Origin of the sequence: Luteimonas deserti (assembly GCF_013425765.1) — a bacterium.
GTDB classification, from domain to species: Bacteria; Pseudomonadota; Gammaproteobacteria; order Xanthomonadales; family Xanthomonadaceae; genus Luteimonas; species Luteimonas deserti.
In genome coordinates this window covers 141727-161021 of sequence record NZ_JACCJZ010000019.1, presented here as the reverse complement: position 1 = coordinate 161021, position 19295 = coordinate 141727, and the positions used below count along the sequence as shown (strand labels likewise).

Sequence of the window (19295 nt, the reverse complement as noted above, 5' to 3'; positions counted from 1 at the left end):
TCGCCAGCATGGCCCGGCCTTCCCGCAGAGGGAGGTTGCAGGTCCGGCATCCGCCGCCCTGCAAGACGACCCATCGCTGGACCGGCGACGGGTCGACACAGACGAACCCCGAGGAGATCCCCATGACATTCCGTACCCGCACTCTCGCTCTCGCCACCTTCGCCGCCCTCGCGGCCGCGCCTGCCGCGTTCGCCCAGGACGGCTATGCAGGGGGCGAAACGGCCGCCGGCAAGCGCGTCTCGATTGTCGGTGGCGCCACGCTGCTGCAGCCCAACAACGACACCGGCCGCAACGATGGCATCAAGGTCGACGGCGGTCCCGCCCCGACCGCCTCGGTCTCCTACCACGTCACCGACAACATCAGCGCCGAGCTCTGGGGCGCGCTCGATTCGTTCGATCACCGTGTCCGTGCCGATGGCGCCAAAATCGGCACCGTCGAGCAGCGGCCGTTGGCGCTGAGCGGCCAGTACCACTTCGGTGACGTGGACAATACCTTCCGTCCGTTCGTCGGCCTGGGCTATCACCATTCCAATATCGACAACGAAGATCTCAATCCGGGTGGGAACCACGTGTCGCTGACGACGCCCAAGGGCGCGATCGGCACCGTCGGTGTCGACATGAACATCACGCCGACCTGGTTCGCCCGCGCCGACGCGCGCTATCTGCGCAGCCGCGCCGACGTGCGCGAGGCGGGGGTCAATACCGGGCAGGAGCTCAAGCTCGACCCGTGGACCGTCGGTTTCGGTATCGGCGCACGCTTCTGACCTCTCGCGTCGGACAGGCACTCTGGAAAAGACCCGCTTCGGCGGGTCTTTTTTTGTTGTGACCCTCGGTGCAGGCATGGCGACGCCGCGAGGTGTTCCGGAGCGTCGCGCGGCTTGGGGCATGGACGACGTGGCCCCCCGGTCGTTGCGATTCTCCGGTCGCCGGTGATCGCGTCCAGACGGCGCCCGGACAGCCGTCATCGAGCGTGGCAGTCCCACAATCGTGCGCGCGATTCGACCCGTCGGCCGTGAGGGGGCGTGCGCGGGCGGGAATCGAGGGCCCCGATCGCAGGCTGGTGCCTCTTTCATGGGTCGAGGCATCGGAAGAACGCGTCGAACGGCAGGCACGTCGTCGAGATGAACCGGAACTCAGCGCAGCCAAGGCCCCAATCGCCGCTGCAGCAGGACCGCATAGGCCGCGTGGTAGCCGATCACCAGACCGGCCACGGCAAAGAGGCCGGCCGGCTCGCCCAGCGGTCCCCATGCGGCGAGCACGTCGTACTGGCCACGCCAGCGCTCCCATGCCTGCCAGATGCCGGCGAACACGCGTGCGACCACCACCAGGGTCAGCGCGAGCACCAGCCAGCGATTGGGCGTGTACCAGACCCGACCCGGCTGATGTTCGACACGGGTCAGCGCCCAGCCCACGGCCCCGATGGCCAAACCGGCGCCCACGCCGAGTGCGGCGTAGGGAAACGCGTGCGCCACGAAGAGCTGCGCCAGCGCCATCCCGCCCAGAAACACCAGGGCCGACGCCGGAATGAGCACGGCGTTGAGCCGGGTGAGCCAGCGCAGCGGCTGCCGGCGCGATGTGCCGACGCGATAGCGGTTCCACAGGGCCAGTGGCCACAGCAGCAACATCAGCGCGAACAGCGCCAGCACAACGACGATCAGCAACAGGATGGGCATGGCGGCGCGGTCGGCTCGGATCTGCGGGCGGATCGCGATGATCCGCGATCACGGCGCTGGAGGCGATGACGGTCGCCGGCTACGGCGGCGGCGTGGTGTCCGGGCGGTGCGACGGCGACACGGCGACCACCCGCTCGCGGCGGATCATGTAGAGCCCGCTCGCGACGATGATGCCGGCGCCCAGCCAGGTCATGGCGTCGGGCAGCACCTGCCAGACGAACAGGTCCAGCAACACCACCCAGACCAGCGCGGTGTATTCGAGCGGTGCGACCTGGCTCGCTTCGCCCAGCCGGAACGCGTGGGTCAACGCGACCTGCCCCAACGCGCCGGTCACGCCGATCAGCGCCAGCACCGGGAGATGCTCGACCTGCAAAGGTCTCCAGTCGCGCCAGGCCAGCACGCCCGCGAACAGCGCCAACAGCACGAGGAACCAGAACACCAGGGACTCGGGACTGTCGCGCTGAGCCAGCGAACGCACTGCGATCGAGGCGATGGCGTAACACAGCGCGCCGCCGACCACGGCCAGCCCGGCCAGCGTCGCGACGCCCTCGCCGCTGGGCCGCAGCACCACCAGCACACCGACGACACCGACCGCGATCGCGGTCCAGCGACGCGGCCCGACCTTCTCACCGAGCAGGGGGACGGCCAGCGCGGTCACCATCAGCGGGGAGACGAAGACGATCGCGTAGGCGGTCGACAGCGGCATCCGCGCCAGGCCGTAGACGAAGCCGGCGATCATGCCCACGCCGAGCGCGCCCCGCAGCAGGTGCAGCGGCCAGTGGATGCGCAGCAGGGTGCCCGCGCGGCCGCGCAGCACGATCCAGCCCAGCACCAGCGGCAAGGTGGCGAGACTGCGGAACACCGCCACCTGGAACGCCGGGTAATCCTCGGCGATCCATTTCATGCCCGCGTCCATGCCCGCGAACGCGAGCACCGCCAGCAGCATCCACAGGGCGGCGACGCGGGGCTGGGTCGATACGACGGTGCGGGCCATGGCGGGAGACGACCGGGACGGCCCGGCATCCTCGCACGGACGCCGGGACGGTCGCACCCGGGTTCAGTGAGCGAGCGTGGCGATGTCGATGACGAAGCGGTAGCGCACGTCGCCCTTGAGCATCCGCGCGTAGGCGGTGTTGATGTCGGCGATGTCGATGATCTCGATGTCGGAAACGATCCCGTGCTCGGCGCAGAATTCCAGCATCTCCTGGGTTTCGCGGATGCCGCCGATCAGCGAACCGGTCAGGCGTCGGCGCTGCATGATCAGCGAGCCGGCAGCGACGGGCGCGGGCTGGTCGGGCACGCCGAGCAGGATCATCGTGCCGTCGACCTTCAGCAGCGACAGATAGGCGTTGTAGTCGTGCGGCGCGGAGACGCTGTCGACGATGAAGTCGAAGGTCTTGGCCAAGGCCTCGAATGTCGCGGGGTCGCGCGTTGCGGCGAAGTCGTGCGCGCCGAGCTTCAGCGCGTCGTCGCGCTTGGACTCCGACGTGCTGAGCACGGTGACGCGCGCGCCCATCGCCACCGCGAACTTCACCGCCATGTGGCCGAGGCCGCCGAGACCGACCACCGCGACCGCGTCGCCGGCCTCGACGCCGAAATGGCGCAGCGGCGAATAGGTGGTGATGCCCGCGCACAGCAGCGGCGCCGCGGCATCGAGCGGCAGGGCTTCAGGCACGCGCAGCACGTAGTCCTGGTCGACGGTGATGCGCGTCGAATAGCCGCCGTAGGTCGGGGCGCTGCCGTCGCGCTCCGTCGCGTTGTAGGTCGCCGTCATGCCCTGCTCGCAGAACTGCTCCTCGCCGGCCTCGCACTGCGCGCAGGACCGGCAGGAATCGACGAAGCAGCCGACACCGACGGCATCGCCGATCTTGAACCGCGTGACGTCCGCGCCGACCTCGGCCACGCGGCCGACGATCTCGTGGCCCGGCACCATCGGGAAGATCGAGCCGCCCCACTCGTCGCGGACCTGGTGCAGGTCGGTGTGGCAGACGCCGCAATAGGCGATGTCGATCAGGACCTCGCGGGCTCGCGGGGCACGACGCTGGATCGTCGTCGGGGCGAGCGGCGTGGTGGCATCGGCCGCGGCGTAGGCAGGGGTGTCGAGCATGGGACGGGCTCCTGGCAGGAAGCCGGGTATTGTCGGCGGCGGACCGTTCGCCCAGCGTGGCGACGGGCGGAACAGGCCATGCCACGGGTGCGGTACCCTGCGCGCCTTCGTCCTACCCGCAGGTGCCCCATGCCCTCCTTCGACATCGTCTCGGAAGTCGACACCCACGAACTGACCAATGCCGTCGACCAGGCCAATCGCGAGCTGACCACGCGCTTCGACTTCAAGGGCGTGGACGCGGCATTCGAACTCGAGGACGCGGTGATCAAGCAGTCCGCGCCGAGCGATTTCCAGGTGCAGCAGATGACCGAGATCCTGCGCCAGCGCCTGGCCGCGCGGAAGATCGATATCAAGTGTCTCGAATTCGGCGACATCGAGACCAACCTCGCCGGCGCGCGGCAGACGGTGACCGTCAAGCAGGGCATCGAGCGCGATCTCGCGAAGAAGATCCAGACCACCCTCAAGACCGCCAAGCTCAAGGTCGACAGCCAGATCAACGGCGACAAGCTGCGCGTGACCGGCAAGAAGCGCGACGACCTGCAGGCCGCGATGGCACTGCTGCGCGGCACCGATTTCGAGCTGCCGCTGCAGTTCGACAACTTCCGCGATTGAGCCGCGTCGTGCAGCGCAGCGCCGACCCGGTCGCCGATACACGCCTGTGGCTAGAGCGCGCGGTGATCGGGCTGAATCTTTGCCCATTCGCCAAGGCGGTGCTGGTCAAAAACCAGGTGCGTTTCGTGCTGAGCGATGCGACCACGCCCGAGGCGCTGCTCGAAGAGCTGGGCGAGGAACTGCTGCGCCTGCGCGACACGGACGCCGCCGAGATCGACACCACACTGATCGTGCATCCGCAGGTGCTCGGCGACTTTCTCGACTACAACGATTTCCTCGACGAGGCCGATGGGCTGGTCGAAGCGCTGGAGCTCGACGGCGTCCTCCAGGTGGCGAGCTTCCATCCCGACTACCAGTTTGCCGGCGCCGCGCCCGACGACATCACCAATTTCACCAACCGCGCGCCGTATCCCACGCTGCACCTGTTGCGCGAGGACAGCGTGGCCCGCGCGGTGGATGCGTTTCCCGATCCCGATTCCATCCCCGACCGCAACGTCCAGACGCTCGAGCGGCTGGGGCATGCGGGTTGGGCGGGGCTGTTCCCCGCCGACCGCTAGCGCGCCGGCCTACACCACGCCGCGCTCTCAGCGTACGTACGCCTGCTCGGCTGCCCGCACGGCATCGGGGATCGTGGCCGCCGGGTAGCCGGTCTCCGGCGCTGTGCAGCGTGCGTCCGCTTCCATCTGCTGCTGGCCATAGGCCAGCCACTCGCGCGCGCCGCGGGTGTCGAGCAGCGTCTGCGAGGCACGCGCCACAGCGGCCGCATCTCCATTCCGTGCGGACGTGAGCAGCTGCGACATCGCGATTCCGGCATCGCCTGTCAGCAGTGACGGGATGCCTTCGCGCACCGAGCTTCCCGACCCGGCGCGCGCCGGACGCGGCAGCAGCTGCCGCGCAGCCTGTTCCTGATCGTCGATGTACCGCTCCAGGCTGGGCAGAACGGCGCTGTCCATGCCGTGACGCCCGACCGACTCTCGTAGCCCACCGAGGCCGTCGCGAGCCAACCGGACGGCTCCGTACCAATGGGCGGGCGCCTGGGGATTGACGCTGGCGAAGGTGGATACGGTGCCGAGCGCAACGCCGCTCGTGCCGCCAAGGGCCGCACCGGCCACGGGCGCGTACCCGCTGATGCGGGTGAGCTGCGCGCCGACGACGACGAAGCCGGCATCGAGTCGCTCTCCGACGTAGACCAGGGTGTCCCGGCTGCGTGTCCCTGTGGCGACCGCGCCCGCGCGCAGGCCTTCGCCCACTGCCTGCGCGGCGTCACGACGCGCCTCGGCAGCCTCGCGCCCGCGAGCCAGGGCGGCGTCGGCGTCGGCGCGTCCTTGAGCGCGTACCGACCCGGCCGCAGCGTCGGCGCGCTCGGCGCGTGCGTGCAGCACGTCGCGCCAGGCCTCCGAGACGGGGCCCACAGCATCGCCGAACCAGCGCCAGCCTGCGCCCTGCGTCTCCAGTGCGCCGGACACCGTGCGACTCCGGCCTTCGGCCACCGCCGATTCGATCCGGGCACCGGCCATGCGGGCCTCCGCGGTGAGAGTGCCCAAAACCTGTGCGCCCTGATCGAAGGCCATTCCGACGCCGACATGGCTGCGCTGCAGAGCGGCCCCGGCAATGATCGCGCCGCTGTCGATCCGCTCGCCCGCCGCGCCTAGGCCGGTGCCGAGCGCCTGCCCGTGCCCGGCGACGACCTGGCCCGCCCGCGCGCCGGAGTTAGCGCCGCGGACACCGTGCATCGCCACATCCAGCACGGGGCCGGCCAGCAGATGGAGCTCGCCCAGCGAGACGCGCGACTCACGCTCAACCAGGTGCAGTTCCTGGCGTGTCATTGCGATCAATGGCGGTTGGCGTTCGCCTGCAGCCTGCGGCAGGTCACGGATCAGGCTTGCCGCATCGCCCTGCTGCAAACGGTCCAGCAGTGCGTGCACCGCCGGATGTGCGGTCTCAGGCAAAGTGCCGATCAACCTGGCCTCGAGCATCCGGCGCCCGTGCGGGGTGCCCTGGAGCAGCTCCACCGTCTCCGTCAGCAGCGAGCCCATCCGCTCGCGATGGCGGTCGCTCATGCCGCGCAGCTCGGTCTGCACGCCATCGTTCAACAGCTCGCCCTGGACCTGCCACGCGGAAACGATTCTGCCGGTATCGAACAACGGCAGGCCGCCATTGCGCTGCGCGAACTGCGGCGCCGTGTCCGGATGCAGGCCGGCCGCATTCCAGGTCACGGCCCGCATTCCGCTGACCGCGGCGGCCGCCGACGCCATGCCGCCGCCGAGGCTGTGGCCGGCGAGATCGAAGTCGATGCCCTTGCGGCGCAGGGCGACGGCGACACTCATTGCGCGATCGTAGTAGTCAGTCTGCAGACCCATCGACTGGGGAATGTTGTTGCCAAGGAAATCCTCGGCCGCGGTGGGCCGTCGGATGCCGTCATCGCCGATCACATGGCCTGTCGAGCCCTTGAACACAACGGTAGGCTTGTAGCCGGGACCGAGAACTGCCGGGTCCGGCAGGTAGATCTCGGCGCGGAACCCGGACTCGCGCGGCGACAACAACTCGCGGAGTTCGGCATCGCTCAAACTGAGTTCCGGCATCGCCTTCCGCAACTGGTCGAGATCGGCCGTTGCCCGGGTCCAACCCGGAGGAGGGGTGCCGGTACCAAGAGCAGCGGCATAGACATCGTGCGACAGCTCGGCCATCTCACGTGCGTGGTAAGCGCCCTGGAGCATCGTTGCCGTATCTCGTGCCGCCGCGGAGCGTTGCGCTCGCAACTGCTCAATCAGGGCCCTTTGCGCATCGTGACGTGACGTCATGTCCCCTCTCCTGTTTCATCCATGTCAGGCAGCGGTATCCGACCTTCTTCATGAGGAAATCCAAAAGTCTGTCGCATCTCGCGGTAATGCCGCGGCATAGGCGGGCGGCTGTGGCCACGCGCCAGCAACCACTGCTGGCAAGCTACCTGCCAGCTCGGATCGTCCGGATCGCCCGGATGCCAGAAGATCGCCTCGATAGTTGTGGCATCGGGCGCGTGGACAGGCTTCCCGTAGGCGTAGTCGAGCGTTGGGTCTGCGCCTTGTCGAAGCAACCAATGCACCATCATGAAGCCACCGCGACCGGCGTACATCGATACGATCGTGCCCCCCATGCCCGCCAAGACATTCACGTCCGCGCCCCGTTCCACCAGTATCTGAACATTGCGCCACTTGTTCTGCTTGATGTAGGCGTGGAACAGCAGCGCCTCGTTGTTCGCATTGCGCGTATCCGGGTCCCCGCCATGGTCCAGCAGCATCTCGAGGTAGACCGAATCCTCCTGCTCCGCCGCCCAGACCATCGCGTTCGAATGATTGGTGTCCGAGCGACCTTCTTCGCGCGGATAGGGTCTGGCCACATTCGGATCCGCGCCGCTCTCCAGCATCGCCTTCAGGCCGTCCGGATTGCTCCGATAGATCGGCCACACCAGCAGCGGAATGCCGCCGCTCGAACCCCAGAACACGACGTCGGGATCGATCCCCTCGTCCTGCATCAACCGCCGGACCGTCTTCGCATCGCCGGTCGCCGCCGCGACGGCCAGTGCGCGCACGCCGGGATCCTCGAAGCGGCGCGCTGCCAGGGCCTGCTCGTTCGACGTGTCCGCGAACGGCGCGGCGGGCATGCACGCGGACGGCCCCAGGGCCGTGACCAGGCACACAGCCATGATGGCGGACAGCCGCCAGCGGCCGATCCGTGCCGGGCTCCAACGGCGTCCTGCCCGATCTCCAGTTTCCATACCCACCCCGACATCCTGACGCGGTCGACCCGAGGGTAACGCAGACCGGTGACCGGCTTGACGCGCGATCCACGCGTCATGTTCCGGTTTGCCGCCGTGGCCCGTCGGGAACACCCCCCGGCGTTCGGGTCGCCACCGCCCCTGGCAGGACACCGCCGTCGCGCGCCACGCCAATGACGCCCCCGGTTTCCGTATCGTGAGGCCACTGTCCCGCCCGACGCCCGTCTCGCCGATGCCACACGTCCACCACGATCACGCGCACGGGCACACGCCTGCGGTCTCGTCGACCAACGAACGCGTGGTGCTGAGCGGCTTCGTGCTGACCGCCGGCTTCATGGTGGTGGAAGTGGCCGGGGGCCTGTGGTCGGGCTCGCTCGCGCTGCTCGCCGACGCGGGCCACATGCTCACCGATGCGGCGGCGCTGCTGCTGGCGTGGCTGGCGTTCCGCATGGGCAGGCGTGCATCGGATGCGCGTCGCACCTTCGGGTATCTGCGCTTCGAGGTGCTGGCTGGTCTGGTCAATGCGCTCACGCTGTTCGCGCTGGTGGCGTGGATCGTCTGGGAGGCGATCCAGCGTCTCCGCGATCCCGCCGAGGTGCTGGCCGGGCCGATGCTGGCTGTGGCCGTCGTCGGCCTGGGCGTGAACTGCCTCGTGTTCTGGATCCTGCATCGCGGCGACCAGGGCCACGTCAACATCCGGGGCGCCACGCTGCACGTGCTCGGCGACCTGCTCGGTTCGGTGGCCGCGATCGCAGCGGCGCTCGTGATCCGGTTCACGGGCTGGATGCCGATCGATCCGATCCTCTCGGTCCTGGTCTGCCTGCTGATCCTGCGCAGCGCCTGGGCGCTGCTGCGCGGCTCGTTCCACATCCTGATGGAGGGCGCGCCGCCGGATGTGGACATCGAAGTGCTGCGCCGCCATCTGCTCGACGCGGTGCCCGGGGTCGCAGCGGTGGACCACGTGCATGTCTGGTCGATCACCTCGGGCCGGGTGCTGGCGACGCTGGAGCTGGCCCTGGCCGACGGCGCCGCCCCGGCGCGCGTCGTGCCCGCGGTCAAGCGCGCACTCGCCGACCGCTTCGCGATCGGCCATGCCACGGTCGAGGTGGTGCACGCGCCGCCGGCCGACTGTGCGCTGGCCGGCGAGCCGCGGGGGGGCGCGGCGCACGGCGGAAACCGCGCGGATGCCGGTCACGACCATCACCACCGCCACGGGCCCGATTCGCCGCCGCATGATGCTGTCCGCTGATCCGCCGACGATGCAGGGCTGACGCGGTCGGACGAGGCGAGCAGCCCGGTTCGATGTCGCTCATTTCTGCTGCTGAAGCAGGCGGTGTCGACGCGTCGCGGCGGACTCGTCGGCCCCGATCCCGCGGCCGGGATCGGTCGGGCCCTGGTGGACCACCCGGTGGCAACCGGGGACCTGCCCAATGTGCGATTGCGCGCGAGCGGCGCGTCGACCAACGGCCAAGTCGATGCCGTCGATGTCGGCTCCGACAGCCCGATGCCTCAACCGCCTGCGCCTGTCGATGGCGAGTCGATATCCCGATGGCGGTCGATGGAACGCGCGTGTGGCACCGACGTCCCGCAGCCGCGATCGGGCGGTCGCCTCATCCCGTCGCATCGCGCTCCGTGCCGCCAGCGCCGAGCGCCCGACCGGACGAGGACGCAGGCGCTCGCGGCCTGCGCGCCGGTTACACCGGCACGCGGTTGCGTTCACACGCCGCCGGGCGGATCGAGAACGCTCAGCGTAGTGCCAGATGCGGCACCAGCAGCGCCTGCGCCGCGCCCAGGGACGCCACGATGCGATGCCCCAGCGACCGCGCTTCGGCGTCGGGTGTCAGCAGGTCCGGTACCTGGATCGGGGTCATCCCGGCCGCCAGCGCCGCACGCACGCCGGTCGGCGAATCCTCGAGCACCACGCAACGCGCCGCCTCCACGCCGAGCCGTCGTGCCGCGAGCAGATAGACATCGGGCGCCGGCTTCGGCTGCGCGACATCGCTGCTGGTACAGACGTGCGCGAACCGGTGCAGCAGACCGGCCGCGGCGAGCTTGCGCTGCGCCAGGGGCGAGCGCGTGGACGTCGCCACTGCGCACGGGATGCGATGCAGCGCGAGCAGGTCGAGCAACGCCAGCACGCCAGGACGATGCGGCAGGCCCGCCTCCGCCATGGCGATGTAGCGCGCGTGTCCACGCTCCAGCAGCTGGTCCGTGGCCGGCGTGCCGATACGCTCCACCAGCATCGCGCGGCAGACCGCATCTCCGAGGCCGATCATGCCCAGCCACCAGTCGGATTCGATGTCGGCCCCTTGCTCGGAGGCAGCCTCGCGGAAGCAGTCGAGGATCGCGCGCTCGCTGTCGAGCAGCAGGCCGTCCATGTCGAAGATCACCGCCGAAGGCCGCGACGGCAGTGGTTCCACCTCAGTCATGGGCGGTCATCAATGTCTCGACGTCGTCCGGGCCGAGTACGCGCCATGCGCCTTCGGGCAGGGCCTCCAGCCCCAGGCCGCCGACGCGGCTGCGATGCAGCGAGACCACGCGGTTTCCTGTCGCGGCGAACATCCGCCGCACCTGGTGATAACGCCCCTCGGTCAGCGTGAGCCGCGCGCGGTCGGGTCCGAGTACCTCCATGCGCGCTGGCTTGAGCGGCGTGGTTTCCGAATCGAGCATCAGGGTGCCGCTGGCGAACAGCGCCGCCTCGTCGCCGCGCAGCGGGTCGGCCAGCGTCGCCTCGTAGACCTTCGGCAACGCGGCCTTCGGCGAGATGATCCGGTGCAGCAGCTGGCCGTCGTCGGTGAACAACAGCAGGCCACTGGTGTCGCGGTCGAGCCGGCCGACGGTCGACAGGACCGGCGATCGCAGCCTGAAACGCGGCGGCAGCAGGTCGTAGACCAGGCGCCCCGTATCCTTGGTCGAGCAGGTGTAGCCGGACGGCTTGTGCAGCAGCAGGGTCAGGCCCTGCGGCGGATCGAGCGGCTCGCCGTCGACGCGCACGGTGTCGTGGCCGACCTGGTCGTCCGCGTACAGAACCTCGCCTGCCGCATCGGTGACCCGGCCTTCGCGGAACATCCAGGCAACCTGCTTGCGGCTGCCGTAGCCGAGATTGGCGAGCAGTCTGACCAGCTTCATGCGCGGTGCCTCATCGGGGCCGCGTGGGCACGCACGGCATGGATCACCTTGAACGCGCCGCTGGACGCGATCTCGTGGACCTCACTGAAACGCGAATCGAGCACGTCCTCGTAGGGCAGGTGGCGGTTGGCGACGAGCCACAGCGCGCCACCCGGATTCAATGCGGACGCCGCGGCGGCGATGAAGGCCCGGCCGATGTCGGGCCGGCCCTCGCGACCGAGCGCATGGAACGGCGGATTGCTGACGATGAAATCGTAATGCCGCGGCAGGCCGGCAGTGACGTCGTGCCAGTGGTAGTCGAGCGCCGTCCCCGCGCCGAGCGCGGCGAGATTGTGCCGTGCCAGCGCGAGCGCGCGCCCTTCGGCTTCGTAGAGATCCAGGGCCGTGATCCCCGGGCAACGCTGCAGAAGCTCGGCGGAAAGGAACCCGTACCCGGCGCCGAGATCTGCCCCGTGACCGGCGAGCGTGACCGGCAGATGCGAGGCCAGCAGGGCCGAGGCCGGATCGACACGGTCCCAGGCGAACACGCCCGGTCGGCTGCGGAAGCGGCCCTCGAGCACGTCGCGCGGACGATCCAGCGCGGCCCAGCTCTCGACCAGCGCGAGGTCGACGGTCTCGCCCGCCTGCGCCCAGAACACCCGGCACTTGTGCTTGGAGAGGGCGCCGATGTTGCCGGCGACACGCGCCAGATCGTCCTGCGCGGATCGGGCGCCTTCGTCGTTGGCGACGCTGGCGACCACCCAGCCGCCGAGCGTCACCGCCTGCAGCGCGCGCGCCAGCACGGCGCGCGATTCGTCGCGCTGCCGCGGCGGCAGCACCAGCACCAGAGACTTGCGGGGCAGGACCGGATCGCCCCCTCCGGCCGGCAGCACCTCGAGCCCGCTGCGCGCCAACGCCATGTGCGAGGGCTGGAAGCTCTGCTCGCAGACCAGGCCCGGCCAGCGTCCTCCGGTCGTCGGTACGCCCGCGCGGGCGCGCAGGAACAGCGCACCGTCCGCCGGCCAGGGGATCTGGCCCTGCTGGAGCGGCAGGAAGAGGGCATCGAGCGCGGCGTCGGACATGAGGCGCAGGGAAACGGACCGGGCTGCGATTCTACCGGGCGCCTGCCGGGTGCCCGGTCGCCCGCCGAACGATCGCGGCGGCGACGCGTTCATCGGTGGCAACGGGAGGTTGATCCGATACCAACACCTCGGGCCGCACGATGCAGCGGCAGCTTTCCCAAGCAGAAGGAGACCGTGAATGCCCATCCATGCCCTCTTTGTCGGCGGCACGATCGACAACAGTGAGCTCGATCTGGACGGCCAGGAGCCGCCGCAGCGCTACCCGCCCGACACGGGCGGCGGACAATCGCGCTACCGCCTGCACGCCATCGGCCGGCGTGACGACGAGGTCGTCTATGCGGTCTACGGCGGCCCCGACATCGCACACGAGGACGTCCAGCGCGTCAGCGAGGAGCGCAAGTACGCCAAGCGGTTCGAGGCGACAGAGACGATCGTCGGCTGAGCCTGCAGCGCGCCCGGCGGTTCGCGCCGGGCGCGCGTGCCCATCAGTCCTGCAGGGCCCGCAGCGTCACCGAAGGCGGGGCGTCGAGCACGCGGCGCGTCGCCCACAGTCCGGCCAGCAAGGTCATCAGCACGCCGATGCCGCCACCTGTCGCGGCCAGCGCCCAGTTCGGCGTCCACGGCAGGTCGAACACCCGCACGGCCACGACCCCGGCCAGTACCGACGCTGCGATGGACGCGACGAGTCCCGCGAGCAGACCGATCGCGGCGAACTCCGAGGCTTGCGCCAGGCGCAATTGCGCCCGCTTGCCGCCGAGTACGCGCATCACCCCGCCTTCCAGCAGGCGCTCGTCCTGGCTGGCACTGACCGCTGCCAGCAGCACCAGCACGCCGGCGACCAGCGAGAACCAGAACACCACCTGCACCACCGTCGAGACCTGGTCGGCGGTGCTGCGCACCTGGTTGAGGACCGCGTCGACGTCGATCACCGACAGGTTGGGAAACTGCTGCACCAGATCGGCGGTGAACCTCGGTCGCTCCGGCGGCACCCGCACCGCCGTGATGTGGCTGGCGGGATAGCCGTCGAGCGCGCCCGGGGAGGCAACGACGAAGAAGTTCGGACGGAAACTCTCCCACTCGATGCTGCGCAAGCTGGTGATCGGCGCCTCGAACCGCTGGCCGGCGATATCGAACGCGATGCGGTCGCCGAGCTGCCAGCCCAGATCCTTGGCGAAGTTCTCCTCCACCGAAATCTCGGGCGTCGCCGGCCTGTCCTCGCCCCAGAAACTACCGGCGGTCACCTGGTTGTCGTCGCGCAGATCGGTCTGCATCGACAGGTTGAACTCGCGTTCCGCCCGGCGCTGCGCCTGCTGGTCCTGGGCGTCGTCGCCGCTGCGCCCGGCATAGTCCTCGCCGCGCACCGGCGCGCCGTTGCGCTCGATCAGACGCGCGCGGATCATCGGAAACAGCACCGGCGCATCGACGCCCTGTCCGGCGATGAAGGCGCGCACCGGATCCAGCTGCTCGGGCTGCACGTTGATGATGAAGCGGTTGGGAGCATCCTGCCCCAGCGCGAGCTGCCAGCGATCGAGCAGATCGGTACGCACGAAGGTCAACAGCAGCAGCGCCATCAGGCCGAGGCCGAGCGCCGTGACCTGGGCGACGCTGGTGCCCGCGCGCCGGCTCACGTTGGCCAGGCCGTAGCGCAGGCTGCCGCGCAGCCGGGTACGCAGCGCGCGGACCAGCAGGATCAGCCCCCACGCCAGCAGCGCGAGCACCGCGAAGGTCACCGCGATGCCGGCCAGCATCGCGCCGCCCAGCGTCGCCGAGCCGGCTTTCCACCACACCAGCGCGGCCAGGCCGACAAAGCCCGCGCCGCCGACCAGCCAGGCACTGGGTTCGAACCCGCCGAGATCACGCCGCAACACACGCAGGGCCGGCACCCGGCGCAGCGCCAGCACCGGCGGGGCGCCGAAGGCCATCAGTACGACGAGGCCGACGCCATAACCCTGCAGGGCCGGCATCAGGCCGGCGGCGGGAATCGACAGGCCCAGTAACGATTCCAGCCAACGGCCGATGCCCCATTGCAGTCCGAACGCGATGACCACACCCAGCGTGCACGCGATCACGCCGAGCAGCAGCAGTTCACCGACATGGATGCCGACCAGCGTGCGCTGCTGCGCGCCCATGCAGCGCATCACCGCGACGGACGTCAGATGTCGCGCCGAATGCTGGCGCGCGGCCATCGCGACGGCGACCGCGGCGAGGATCACCGACACCAGCGCCGCCAGGCCCAGGAAACGACCGGCGCGATCGAGCGAGGAGCGCACTTCCGGGCGCGCATCGCCGATGGTCTCCACGCGCTGGCCGCGACCGAGATTCGCGCGCGCCGCCGTGGCGAACCCGTCGACCGCGTCCGCATCGCCGGCCACGACCAGGCGATAGCGGATGCGGCTGCCCGGCTGGATCAGCCCGGTGGCGTCGAGGTCCGACAGGTGCAGGAAGACCTTGGGCGCGACGTTGAAGTAGTCGATCGACGCGTCGGGTTCCTGGAGGACCAGTGCCGTCAGCCGGAAGCTCGAGGCCCCGAGCACGACGGTGTCGCCGATCGCGGCACCGAGCGTGTCGGCGCCGGCGCGGCTCATCCAGGCCGTGCCGGGCTCGGGGACGGCGGACGCGTCCCGCTCGACGTCGTCGGCGCCGGCGATGCGGAAGCTCCCGCGCAGCGGGAATCCGTCGCCGAGCGCGCGCACATCGCCCAGACGCAGGTTGGCCGCGTCGCCTGCGCCGACCCGGATCATGCTGTCGAGCTCGACCGTGTCCACGACCTGCAGTCCGGGCCCCCCAGCGGCCTCGCGGATCGCGCCGGCGATCGGCGCGTCACCGCGGACCACCGCGTCGCCGCCGAGCAGACGGTTGGCCTCGATCGCCAGCGCGCGTTCGGCGCGATCGGTGACGAATCCCACCGCGGTCACCGCGACGACGGCGAGCACCAGGGCGGCGAACAGGATCCGAATGTCGCCCGCCTTGAAATCGCGGCGCAGCTGGCGCCACGCGAGCGCGGCGGTCCTCATGCGGTCATCGCCTCGTCCGCGACCAGACGGCCGCTGTCGATGCGCAGGCGGCGCTTGCAGCGCTGGGCCAGATGATCGTCGTGGGTGACCAGCACCAGCGTGGTGCCGGCATCGGCATTGAGCGCGAACAGCAGTTCGATGATCGACTGGCCGGTCGCGGTGTCGAGGTTGCCGGTGGGCTCGTCGGCGAACAGCAGCGACGGCCGGGTGACGAACGCACGCGCGAGTGCCACGCGCTGCTGCTCCCCGCCCGAGAGCTGACGCGGGTAATGACCGAGGCGCTCGCCGAGGCCCACGCGCGCGAGGACGTCGCGCGCCGGCGCCTCGACCTCGCGATCGCCGCGCAGCTCCAGCGGCAACATCACGTTTTCGAGCGCGGTCAGCGACGGCAGCAGCTGGAAGCTCTGGAAGACGAAGCCGACCTTCTCGCCGCGCACCTTCGCGCGCCCGTCCTCGTCGAGCGTCGAGATCGGCGCGCCGCCCAGCAGTACGCGCCCGCTGCTCGGCGTGTCGAGACCGGCGAGCAGCGACAGCAGCGTGCTCTTGCCCGAGCCCGACGCGCCGACGATGGCGACCGTGTCGCCGTGCGCGACGCGGAAGCCGACGTCCTGGAGGATCGTCAGTTCCCCCGAAGGCAGCGAGACCCGCTTGCCCAGTGCCTCGACGTCGAGGGCGGCGGGGGTTTCAGCTTGCATGGGGGTGGCGTCGGGCATAGATATCCTTCGATGTTTCGATAGCCGCACCGCGCGCTGGCCCCGGAGGCCGGCGTCGCCGGACCGACCGGAGACGTGGGAATGACACAGGGAACTGCGGCCGCGCGCCGCTGGATGCAAGCCGGCCTGCTGCGCTGGGTGGCGGCGTGCCTCCTCGCGCTGCCGGTTTTAGCACAGGCCCAGGCGACTGCTGCTGCCGCGGCCGCGCCGGGAACGCAGAAGACGATGCTGATCATGGGCGATTCACTTTCTGCGGGGTACGGCATGTCCGCGGCCCAGAGTTGGGTGGGCCTGCTGGAGCAGCGCCTGCAGCGCGAGGCGCCGGACTGGCGCGTGGTCAACGGCAGCATTTCAGGCGAGACCACGGCCGGCGGCGCCTCGCGCATCGTGCAGGCGGTGGTGCGCGAGCGTCCGGCCGTGGTGGTCATCGCCCTCGGTGCCAACGACGGCCTGCGCGGCCTGCCACTGGCCGATGCGCGGCGGAATCTGGCGCGGATGATCGGCGCCTCCCAGCATGTGGGCGCGCAGGTCCTGCTGGTCGGAATGCGCATGCCGCCCAATCTCGGCACGGACTACACCGCGGGCTTCGAAGCGAACTACCGGTTGCTCGCGGAGACCTTCGATGTGCCGCTGCTGCCGTTCCTGCTCGAGCCGATCGCGACCGACCGCGTCAACTTCCAGGACGACAACCTGCACCCCACGGTCGAGGCCCAGGCGAAGATTCTCGACCACGTCTGGCCTGCGCTGCAGCCGTTGCTGCGCGCGCGCCGTTGAGCGTCACGCCAGCACTCCGGAGGTCGGCGCGTACGGGCCGTACAACGGCGCACTGACATGGAGCAGCATTCGCTGTTCCGACGCTGGCTGTCGACGGGCGGCGTCCATACGCGTGGTCGACGTCGTTGCGGACGCTGCGCGACGCTAGGGTCCGGACGCTGATCGTGCGCGTGTGCCAACGGGGAGCGCATGCTGAGGCAGGTGAGGCGTCGCCCGGATCCGCCACCGGCACGGGGATGTGCATGCGATCGCCGCGGTCGCGGCGGGACTCTGCCGCGGCATGCCGCTGCCGGAACTCGACGATGCCGAGGACGGCGACTGCAGAACCGCGTCGAACATCGTCATGAACGATCGCGGTGGTTTCATCGAAGACCAGGGAACAGCCGAGGGCCCCGCGGTCCGTCACAGCGAGCTGGGCGATCCACGCTGCATGGGCATCGGGATCTGGATGCCCGTGCGGCAATCCGGATAGGCACGAGCCGTTTCAAGATCGCAGCCGCCGTGTGTTCAGCGACGCCCTGTCATCGGCTGCGCCGCGTGGCGAGGCGGAATCCGCCACGCGCTCGACACGCCTCATAGGATGCGACCCTCGCGGGCCGTGCGTCGTGCGCTCAGCGCCCGCCTTGCAGCAGTGGCCAGGGATTCACCGGCTCGCCGGTCCACCACTCCCGCTCCGGCGTGAGCCGGAACACCGCGAAGTGCAGGTGCGGCGCCGCGGGGTCCGCATTGCCGCTGCTGCCCACCGTGCCCAGTTGCTGGCCACGGCGCACCTGCATGCCTTCGGCCAGCCCCGGCGCATACGCCTGCAGGTGCGCGTAGTAATAGCTGAAGGTGCCGGTGGGCTCGAACTGGTAGATCGTCAGTCCGCCACGGTCGCTGGTGAACAGCTTTTCGATCGTGCCGTCGGCCACTGCGAGCACGGGGGTTCCAGCGGGCGCCATGATGTCGATCGCCTCGTGCACGCGACCGCCGCCGTCGCGTTCGTCCTGGAACGTGTCGGCCACGGTCGCCACATCGATGCCCTGGACCGGCATCAGCAGTGGCGAAGCCGCGCTCGGAGGCGCGCCGGCCCGGGGCGCGCCCGGGTCGCCCGGCGGCCGGAGTGTCGCCACGGCTGCGGACGGCGAATCGGCTCGATCGCCCAGCGGCTCCTGCCGTGCGTCCGCCTGTGACGTGACCGCGGCCGGCGGCGGCGATGCCCCGCCGCGCTCGCGCCACCACCACGCCGCGATGTTGGCCAGCAGCAATCCGAGCACCAGCACCAGCCAGAACGCGACCCGGCCCATCGTCACTCTTCCAGCACGACCTTCATGCCCGTGCCGACCACGCCGGCAAGCCGCCGCGCGGTCCAGTTGGTCACGCGGATGCACCCGTGCGACTGGGTCTTGCCGATGCTGGACGGCTCGGGGGTGCCGTGGATGCCGTAGTGGGGCTTGGAGAGGCCGATCCACACCGTGCCCACCGGATTGTTGGGGCCCGCCGGCAGCGTGGCCTTGGCATGCGCCGGATCCGCATCCCAGAACAAATCCGGGTTGTAGTGGTAGGTCGGGTCGGTGGCCACGTTCTCGACCGTCCATTCGCCGACCGGAAGCGGATCGCGCTCGCTGCCGGACGAGGCCGGAAACTGGGCGTAGACCGTGCCTTCTGCATCCACCAGGCGGACGACCGCGTCCGAGCCGCTGACCAGGATGTGGTCGGGGCGCGCCAGCGGCGTGGCATCGCGCACATTGGGCACGCGGATCCGCGCGCCGGCCTCGAGCGCGACGTCGGGGTTGAGCCGCTCCAACAAGGCGGGCGCGGCATGGAAACGTTCGCCGAGCGCTTCGCGGGCGGAGACATACCCCAGTGCGTCGAGCGACGCCTGTTCCATCATGTCGTCGGGCAGCGGCCGGAAGGGCCCTGCCACGTCGGCTTCCGCGATCGTGTAGTCGACCAGGGCGGGTGGTGCATCGGCCGTCAGTGCGGCCCAGGTCTCCGCATCGAGTTCGCCGCTGGCATCCAGTCCACGGTGGCGCTGGAACGCGGCCACGGCGCGCGTGGTGTTGGTACCGCCGCGCCCGTCGATCTCGCCCGGCGAGAAATGCAGGCGGTCGAGCAGCACCTGCGCGCGCAGCAGGGCCGCGTCGCCCGCATCGCGCGCGGCGGCGTTGACCGCGTCGGGCGTGAGCGGTGTCTGTGCGTGCACGGCGGACAGCCCGAACGCGACGATCAGCAGGGCGACGCAGCAGCGGCGGAGGTGGATGGCGATTCGATGGCCCATCGGGCGTGGTCCTGGACAGCGGATGACGGTCTGCATCCTGCCGGCCGCAGGCCCGCACGCGGCGTGAAGCCCGCATCGTGAGGTACCGGACTGCAGTGCGACGCATCGCGCCGGTGCGAAGCGGCGGAGAGGCGACGGTGCGCCCGCTGACGACCGACGGACGGCGGCCTGCCCGCCCGTCTGACCCGGCCCGGACGC

18 protein-coding genes and 1 pseudogene are annotated in these 19295 nt (G+C 70.2%); 7 read left to right on the top strand and 12 right to left on the bottom strand.

Features of this window, described 5'->3' with window-relative positions:
- Positions 1-122: 122 nt before the first annotated feature.
- Positions 123-764 (top strand): OmpW/AlkL family protein, encoded by a 642-nt coding sequence (locus H0E82_RS12310; RefSeq protein WP_180545754.1) that lies wholly within the window; start codon positions 123-125, stop codon positions 762-764.
- 369 nt (positions 765-1133) lie between these two features.
- Here H0E82_RS12310 and H0E82_RS12305 read toward each other — a convergent pair whose 3' ends face one another.
- From H0E82_RS12305 to H0E82_RS12295, 3 genes are all read right to left on the bottom strand, one after another.
- The gene (locus H0E82_RS12305; RefSeq protein WP_180545753.1) at positions 1134-1673 is read right to left on the bottom strand and encodes a DUF1453 domain-containing protein; all 540 of its coding nucleotides are present in this window, start codon (positions 1671-1673) and stop codon (positions 1134-1136) included.
- Between the two features lie 79 nt (positions 1674-1752).
- A complete protein-coding gene (locus H0E82_RS12300; RefSeq protein ID WP_180545752.1) occupies positions 1753-2667 on the bottom strand; it encodes a DMT family transporter in 915 nt (304 codons plus the stop codon).
- Between the two features lie 63 nt (positions 2668-2730).
- Positions 2731-3780: an NAD(P)-dependent alcohol dehydrogenase gene (locus tag H0E82_RS12295; protein WP_180545751.1), complete on the bottom strand. Its 1050-nt coding sequence runs from the start codon at positions 3778-3780 to the stop codon at positions 2731-2733.
- Positions 3781-3909: 129 nt separating this feature from the next.
- On the opposite strand from H0E82_RS12295, the gene H0E82_RS12290 reads away from it, so the two are divergent.
- Positions 3910-4392: a YajQ family cyclic di-GMP-binding protein gene (locus H0E82_RS12290; protein WP_180545750.1), complete on the top strand. Its 483-nt coding sequence runs from the start codon at positions 3910-3912 to the stop codon at positions 4390-4392.
- Between the two features lie 8 nt (positions 4393-4400).
- The gene (locus H0E82_RS12285) at positions 4401-4949 is read left to right on the top strand and encodes a DUF1415 domain-containing protein (protein WP_180545795.1); all 549 of its coding nucleotides are present in this window, start codon (positions 4401-4403) and stop codon (positions 4947-4949) included.
- Positions 4950-4976: 27 nt separating this feature from the next.
- Here the strand turns inward: H0E82_RS12285 and H0E82_RS12280 are convergent, their stop codons facing one another.
- Both H0E82_RS12280 and H0E82_RS12275 read right to left on the bottom strand, forming a co-directional pair.
- Positions 4977-7193, bottom strand: coding sequence for a Tle-like phospholipase domain-containing protein (locus H0E82_RS12280; protein ID WP_180545749.1), 2217 nt, complete (start codon positions 7191-7193; stop codon positions 4977-4979).
- The gene (locus H0E82_RS12275) at positions 7190-8032 is read right to left on the bottom strand and encodes an ankyrin repeat domain-containing protein (RefSeq protein WP_219338532.1); all 843 of its coding nucleotides are present in this window, start codon (positions 8030-8032) and stop codon (positions 7190-7192) included. The genes H0E82_RS12280 and H0E82_RS12275 overlap by 4 nt, the downstream gene beginning before the upstream one ends.
- Positions 8033-8378: 346 nt before the next feature.
- On the opposite strand from H0E82_RS12275, the gene H0E82_RS12270 reads away from it, so the two are divergent.
- On the top strand, positions 8379-9395 hold the full coding sequence (locus H0E82_RS12270; RefSeq protein WP_180545747.1) for a cation diffusion facilitator family transporter: 1017 nt from the start codon (positions 8379-8381) through the stop codon (positions 9393-9395).
- 496 nt (positions 9396-9891) lie between these two features.
- Here the strand turns inward: H0E82_RS12270 and H0E82_RS12265 are convergent, their stop codons facing one another.
- The 3 genes from H0E82_RS12265 to H0E82_RS12255 are packed head-to-tail and all read right to left on the bottom strand — an operon-like array spanning position 9892 to position 12336.
- On the bottom strand, positions 9892-10575 hold the full coding sequence (locus H0E82_RS12265; protein WP_180545746.1) for an HAD family hydrolase: 684 nt from the start codon (positions 10573-10575) through the stop codon (positions 9892-9894).
- Entirely contained in the window at positions 10568-11275 is a 708-nt protein-coding gene (locus H0E82_RS12260; protein WP_180545745.1) for a pseudouridine synthase, read from the bottom strand. Before H0E82_RS12260 ends, H0E82_RS12265 begins: the two co-directional genes overlap by 8 nt.
- Positions 11272-12336 carry a class I SAM-dependent methyltransferase gene (locus H0E82_RS12255; protein WP_180545744.1) on the bottom strand — a complete coding sequence of 355 codons (1065 nt, stop codon included), beginning with the start codon at positions 12334-12336 and terminating at the stop codon, positions 11272-11274. The genes H0E82_RS12260 and H0E82_RS12255 overlap by 4 nt, the downstream gene beginning before the upstream one ends.
- A 184-nt stretch (positions 12337-12520) precedes the next feature.
- Between H0E82_RS12255 and H0E82_RS12250 the strand changes: the two genes are divergently transcribed.
- Entirely contained in the window at positions 12521-12778 is a 258-nt protein-coding gene (locus H0E82_RS12250; protein WP_180545794.1) for a hypothetical protein, read from the top strand.
- A gap of 43 nt (positions 12779-12821) precedes the next feature.
- Here H0E82_RS12250 and H0E82_RS12245 read toward each other — a convergent pair whose 3' ends face one another.
- Positions 12822-15350, bottom strand: coding sequence for an ABC transporter permease (locus tag H0E82_RS12245; RefSeq protein WP_180545743.1), 2529 nt, complete (start codon positions 15348-15350; stop codon positions 12822-12824).
- The gene (locus H0E82_RS12240) at positions 15347-16045 is read right to left on the bottom strand and encodes an ABC transporter ATP-binding protein (RefSeq protein WP_328797024.1); all 699 of its coding nucleotides are present in this window, start codon (positions 16043-16045) and stop codon (positions 15347-15349) included. Before H0E82_RS12240 ends, H0E82_RS12245 begins: the two co-directional genes overlap by 4 nt.
- Before the next feature lie 99 nt (positions 16046-16144).
- Here H0E82_RS12240 and H0E82_RS12235 point away from each other — a divergent pair, with 99 nt between their 5' ends.
- Positions 16145-16837, top strand: a complete 693-nt coding sequence (locus H0E82_RS12235; protein WP_235974300.1) for an arylesterase — start codon at positions 16145-16147, stop codon at positions 16835-16837.
- A gap of 244 nt (positions 16838-17081) precedes the next feature.
- Positions 17082-17252 (top strand): annotated as a pseudogene (gene rph / locus H0E82_RS12230) (ribonuclease PH); the annotation flags it as partial.
- A gap of 196 nt (positions 17253-17448) precedes the next feature.
- On the opposite strand, the gene H0E82_RS12225 reads toward rph, so the two are convergent.
- Together H0E82_RS12225 and H0E82_RS12220 are read right to left on the bottom strand one after the other, a co-directional pair.
- Positions 17449-18123, bottom strand: coding sequence for a M23 family metallopeptidase (locus H0E82_RS12225; RefSeq protein WP_180545740.1), 675 nt, complete (start codon positions 18121-18123; stop codon positions 17449-17451).
- A gap of 2 nt (positions 18124-18125) precedes the next feature.
- Positions 18126-19097, bottom strand: coding sequence for a L,D-transpeptidase family protein (locus tag H0E82_RS12220; protein ID WP_180545739.1), 972 nt, complete (start codon positions 19095-19097; stop codon positions 18126-18128).
- Positions 19098-19295: the final 198 nt, after the last annotated feature.

Excerpts from the sequence above, each read along its gene's own strand:
- H0E82_RS12305 (WP_180545753.1), bottom strand. The coding sequence starts at position 1,673 with ATGCCCATCCTGTTGCTGATCGTCGTTGTGCTGGCGCTGTTCGCGCTG.
- H0E82_RS12225 (WP_180545740.1), bottom strand. The coding sequence starts at position 18,123 with ATGGGCCGGGTCGCGTTCTGGCTGGTGCTGGTGCTCGGATTGCTGCTG.
- H0E82_RS12235 (WP_235974300.1), top strand. The coding sequence starts at position 16,145 with ATGACACAGGGAACTGCGGCCGCGCGCCGCTGGATGCAAGCCGGCCTG.
- H0E82_RS12265 (WP_180545746.1), bottom strand. The coding sequence starts at position 10,575 with ATGACTGAGGTGGAACCACTGCCGTCGCGGCCTTCGGCGGTGATCTTC.
- H0E82_RS12300 (WP_180545752.1), bottom strand. The coding sequence starts at position 2,667 with ATGGCCCGCACCGTCGTATCGACCCAGCCCCGCGTCGCCGCCCTGTGG.
- H0E82_RS12290 (WP_180545750.1), top strand. The coding sequence starts at position 3,910 with ATGCCCTCCTTCGACATCGTCTCGGAAGTCGACACCCACGAACTGACC.
- H0E82_RS12280 (WP_180545749.1), bottom strand. The coding sequence starts at position 7,193 with ATGACGTCACGTCACGATGCGCAAAGGGCCCTGATTGAGCAGTTGCGA.
- H0E82_RS12270 (WP_180545747.1), top strand. The coding sequence starts at position 8,379 with ATGCCACACGTCCACCACGATCACGCGCACGGGCACACGCCTGCGGTC.
- H0E82_RS12220 (WP_180545739.1), bottom strand. The coding sequence starts at position 19,097 with ATGGGCCATCGAATCGCCATCCACCTCCGCCGCTGCTGCGTCGCCCTG.
- H0E82_RS12260 (WP_180545745.1), bottom strand. The coding sequence starts at position 11,275 with ATGAAGCTGGTCAGACTGCTCGCCAATCTCGGCTACGGCAGCCGCAAG.
- H0E82_RS12240 (WP_328797024.1), bottom strand. The coding sequence starts at position 16,045 with ATGCAAGCTGAAACCCCCGCCGCCCTCGACGTCGAGGCACTGGGCAAG.
- H0E82_RS12275 (WP_219338532.1), bottom strand. The coding sequence starts at position 8,032 with ATGCCCGCCGCGCCGTTCGCGGACACGTCGAACGAGCAGGCCCTGGCA.
- H0E82_RS12295 (WP_180545751.1), bottom strand. The coding sequence starts at position 3,780 with ATGCTCGACACCCCTGCCTACGCCGCGGCCGATGCCACCACGCCGCTC.
- H0E82_RS12310 (WP_180545754.1), top strand. The coding sequence starts at position 123 with ATGACATTCCGTACCCGCACTCTCGCTCTCGCCACCTTCGCCGCCCTC.
- H0E82_RS12255 (WP_180545744.1), bottom strand. The coding sequence starts at position 12,336 with ATGTCCGACGCCGCGCTCGATGCCCTCTTCCTGCCGCTCCAGCAGGGC.
- H0E82_RS12245 (WP_180545743.1), bottom strand. The coding sequence starts at position 15,350 with ATGAGGACCGCCGCGCTCGCGTGGCGCCAGCTGCGCCGCGATTTCAAG.